The following is a 3,111-nucleotide window of genomic DNA, read 5'->3' on the forward strand; positions in this document are numbered from 1 at the left end:
CCGGGGGGCGCCCACCAATTCCCCGGGGTGGCGTCGTTCCGGCCGGCCATTGACACGCGACCCACCCCGACCCGACCCTGCAGCTCAACCGGAGAGACCAGCGGAGACCAACTCTCCTGACCACCCGGAACCCAGCCGATGGAACAGGCCGGGTGATCCCCGTTCATGGATTTCCTGCCAACGTGACGACAGGTGCGTCGAGTTGAGCGCAGGGGCGTCCGGCAGGCGGTCCCGACCGCCGGAAGTCGGGACCGCTCGGTACGGCATCGCGCCTCTACAAAGTCACAGTCGGCGGCCCATCTGGGAGAGGAGAGCCAGCCGGGCGGTCACGGGCATTCGCATGCGCGCTGCCTGCCCTGTGTCCGTCCGAGCTCCGGTGCCGACCGGCTGTTGGGCTACTTCAAGGCGACGCTATCCCCAGTGGCGGTCACTGCGCTGGTGGTGCTCGTACCAGCGAATTTCCAGCGCCAGGTCCCTGCGGAATTCGCAGTGACCGTCGTGTTCAGCTTGCCCGTGCTGTCGGTGGTCACGGTCTTGACGGTGGAGTACGTCGAGGCGCCTGACTTCTTGAACTGCAGGGCGACGCGCTGGGCGCTGTAGCCGGCGTAGACGTTCGTGTTCCAGTTGGCCCGGGTCAGGGTGCCGGTCACGGTCAGGGTGCGCCCCTTGACCACGGGTTCAGGGCTCGCCTGGGTGGCGGTCAGCTTGGCGTAGCGCTTCACCTTGACCGACTTGCTGGTGTCGAGCGTGTAGAAGTCGTGGTCGTTGGCCGCGGCCTCGGCGTCGAGGTGCCAGGTGCCGGCGTTGCTGTTCTTGAGGTCGGCGTAGTCGTCGGTGTCGTTCGCGTCCAGGGTGTACTTCCAAGTGCACTTCATCGTCGTGGACGAGGGCCGGGTGCACGAGGCGGAATCGGGGAAGGCGATGCGGCCGTCGGGGCTGACCAGCTTCCCTCCGTAGATGCCGCTGATTCCGGAGCCGTCCTTGGCGGTCGCGACGACGGTCAGGGACTGAGCGGCGCTGACGCCGACGTTCACGGTGGTCTTGCTGAACGTCACCGACGTGAAAGTGGTGTCGCCCTTGTGGCTGTCCGCCTGCGCGGCGGGGGCGAAGACAGTGAGCAGCGCCAGGGTGCCGCCCGCGGCGGTGGCGGCCGTTCGGATTCGCATGGTTCTCCAGGCATGGTGAGCCGGATCTTGGTCCGGGCGTGGAGAAGACACGCACCAGGGCAGGTTGGTTGTACGGAAGACGCTTCGCACGCTGCGCGCTGACCGGAGCGCGGACGGTAACTGCCCGCCGCAAGGGCACGATGCCGTGTGGGTGCAGCTCCTCTCCAGTGAGCCCCTTCGGTATGGATTCGGGTGCTCGTCTGATGCGGACGGGTAACGCTGGGCAGGATCGCTGGCTGGTGCCCTCACACCTTCTCGAAGACCATGCGAACGACGGTGAAGCGGCCCTCGCGCAGGAACCTGAGCGCGGTCTTCTGCTCCCTGATGATGTCTGACACCGCGCTTTCGCCGATGAGTTCCGCTCCGCGTACGTGGTTGGCCTCTGCCTTTTCCAACCAGCTGCGTACCGTGGCGATGCCGTCGTCAGGGTCGGTGCGCGCCTCCACGATGCTGAACAAGCCGCGGCTGGCTTCGATCAGTTCGTCCCAGGTCGGAAGGAAGCACTCGGGGTACACCTTTCGCGATGCGTGAAGGCCCTCGCGTACGTTCTTGATGCCGCCGAGGATGTCCTTGAGGCCGAGGCGTTCGCGGGCGCCGCCACTCCGATGCGGGTCCAGTTGCTGGGGAGGCAGGACCAGGGAGGCGAGCCATCCGTGCTCATTCCAGGCGTTGACCTGTACGGAAAGGTGTCCGGCCGGCCGTAGCCAGGAATGGCAGTGCTGGAAGAACTCCCGATATCGGGCGATGCGCTTCGCTCGCCACATGGTGTTTCCCGCGCAGTGCTCGATTACCTCGATCGCGATGATGGCGTCGTAAGGTCTGTCCGGTTCGTGATCGAACCAGTTCTCGGCCCGGACCTCGCAGCCTGGCCAGTGCTGGTCTCGGGCCCAGGCGGCCTGGCCGGGACTCATGGTGATGCCTACGGCGTGCTTGACATGATGATTTTTCACCAGCCGGTGCAGGAGACTGCCGTATCCGCAGCCGATGTCGAGCACACGGTCCGCGCCCACGGCGTGCGCTGCCTCGGCGTGGTAGTCGAGCTTTCGGATCTGAGCCGAGTCGAGTGTGTCGCCCTCCTCCCACATGCCGTAGGAAAAGACGAGCTCGGGGCCCAGCGTCAGCCGGTAGAAGTCACCCAAGAAATCGTATTGATGAAGAATCGCCTTCGACGATGTCCCCTTGTAGGCAGATCCCTTCTTCGATTCGTGTCCCATAGTGCCCACCAGTTCATTTCGGCGACGAAGGTCAGTCGGCCAGCGACCATCGCTCCAGATAACTGGATCCGAGGGCAGAATCCTCGGCTACACACCGGCCACGGTCTGCAGCCCGCTCGATCGGCGGTGGACCTGCCCCTGAGCAAGGGTACGTCGCTCGGCTCCTCCGTCCACGCCGTGCAACGTGGCACGCCCCGGCCGACCTGCTGGATTTCGACCTGCCCGAACCCGGTGTGTCCGAGCCGGCTGACTGGATCGGTGTCGATCGCGGGATCGTCAACCTCGCCACCACCTCCGACGCCGTCAACTACCAGGGCCGCGGCCTGCGGCGCTACCGGAACTGGTGCGCCCGCAAACGGGCCGAGCTGCAGAAGAAGCAGACCCGCTCGGCCACCCGCCGCCTGGCGCAGCGGTCGAAGAAGGAGCAGCGGCATGCCACCCACCTGAACCACCGCATCAGCAAGGAGATCGTGTCGGTCGCCCAACGCACCGATCGCGGTATCGCCGTCGAGGAACTCGACGGGATCCGGCACCGGGTACGGCTTCGACGCGACCAGCGCGGCACGCTCTCCTCCTGGCCCTTCCACCAGCTCGGCCGACACCTCGCCTACAAAGCCCGACAGGCCGGGGTGGCTTTCCTCGAGGTGGATCCGGCCTATACCTCGCAGCGCTGCCCGCGCTGCGGCCATACCGAGAAGGCCAACCGGCCCACTCGGGACCACTTCCGCTGC

Annotated in this window: 3 protein-coding genes; 1 reads left to right on the forward strand and 2 read right to left on the reverse strand. The window is 66.1% G+C overall.

Annotated elements, in window-relative coordinates; translation table 11 throughout:
- Positions 1-395: 395 nt before the first annotated feature.
- Both ACWFR4_RS48200 and ACWFR4_RS48205 read right to left on the reverse strand, forming a co-directional pair.
- On the reverse strand, positions 396-1,166 hold the full coding sequence (locus ACWFR4_RS48200; RefSeq protein ID WP_453658269.1) for a calcium-binding protein: 771 nt from the start codon (positions 1,164-1,166) through the stop codon (positions 396-398).
- A gap of 245 nt (positions 1,167-1,411) precedes the next feature.
- Entirely contained in the window at positions 1,412-2,380 is a 969-nt protein-coding gene (locus tag ACWFR4_RS48205) for an SAM-dependent methyltransferase (RefSeq protein WP_453658271.1), read from the reverse strand.
- Positions 2,381-2,613: 233 nt separating this feature from the next.
- Here ACWFR4_RS48205 and ACWFR4_RS48210 point away from each other — a divergent pair.
- On the forward strand, positions 2,614-3,111 hold a 498-nt coding region (locus ACWFR4_RS48210; protein ID WP_453658273.1), incomplete at its 3' end, for an RNA-guided endonuclease InsQ/TnpB family protein.

The organism is Streptomyces sp. NPDC055140 (assembly GCF_053607285.1).

What these genes read in the sequence shown, in the direction of transcription:
- ACWFR4_RS48205 (WP_453658271.1), bottom strand. Translation starts at nt 2,380, where the DNA reads ATGGGACACGAATCGAAGAAGGGATCTGCCTACAAGGGGACATCGTCG.
- ACWFR4_RS48200 (WP_453658269.1), bottom strand. Translation starts at nt 1,166, where the DNA reads ATGCGAATCCGAACGGCCGCCACCGCCGCGGGCGGCACCCTGGCGCTG.